The following is an 820-nucleotide window of genomic DNA, read 5'->3' on the forward strand; positions in this document are numbered from 1 at the left end:
GGCATCGTCACATTAACGAGATGCGAGCGGGAGCTGGCATATGAGGCGGTATGAAGAAGCCGCGCCCCTCGCTCTACGCTCGCCACCGTTTCCCTGCCGAGGTAATCAGCCTCGCGGTCTGGCTCTATTTCCGCTTTCCCCTGAGCCTGCGCATGGTCGAGGAGATGCTCGCCGCCCGTGGAATTCAGGTCAGTCACGAGACAGTTCGTCGTTGGGCCGAGAAGTTTGGCCGGGAATATGCCAATCGCATCCGCCGACGCGCTCCTCGGCCCGGCGACCGCTGGCATCTCGATGAGGTGGTGATTTCCATTGCCGGCCGGAAGCACTGGCTCTGGCGGGCCGTGGATCAGGACGGCTTTGTCCTCGATGTGCTGGTCCAGAGCCGCCGAGATCGCAAAGCCGCCAAACGCCTGTTGCGTAAGCTCCTGAAGAAGAATGCCATGATGCCGCGCGTCATGGTCACAGACAAACTTGGGTCCTACGGTTCGGCTCGCCGGGAGATGGGCCTGAGCATCGAACATCGGCAGCACAAAGGATTGAACAACCGGGCGGAAAACTCCCACCAACCAACCCGTCGACGCGAGCGCCAGATGAAGCGCTTCAAGTCGGTGCGACAGGCACAGAGGTTCCTCTCGATCCATGATCCGATCAGCAACCTGTCTCACCTGCGACAGCATCAGCTCACGGCAGCAGACTATCGCAACGCTCGCAGCGCAGCCTTTGAGAAATGGGCAGACATCACCTCTGTGGCGCTCGCCGCCTGGAAGATAGGCTCTTCACAGTCCAAATTCTGTCGAGTGCCCGTTAATGGGACGATGCC

General features: G+C 60.4%; 1 protein-coding gene. It reads left to right on the forward strand.

Features of this window, described 5'->3' with window-relative positions:
- Positions 1-50: 50 nt before the first annotated feature.
- On the forward strand, positions 51-820 hold a 770-nt coding region (locus DC522_RS33835), incomplete at its 3' end, for an IS6 family transposase (RefSeq protein WP_371681163.1).

This window comes from Microvirga sp. KLBC 81 (assembly GCF_003075415.1).
Taxonomy (GTDB): domain Bacteria; phylum Pseudomonadota; class Alphaproteobacteria; order Rhizobiales; family Beijerinckiaceae; genus Microvirga.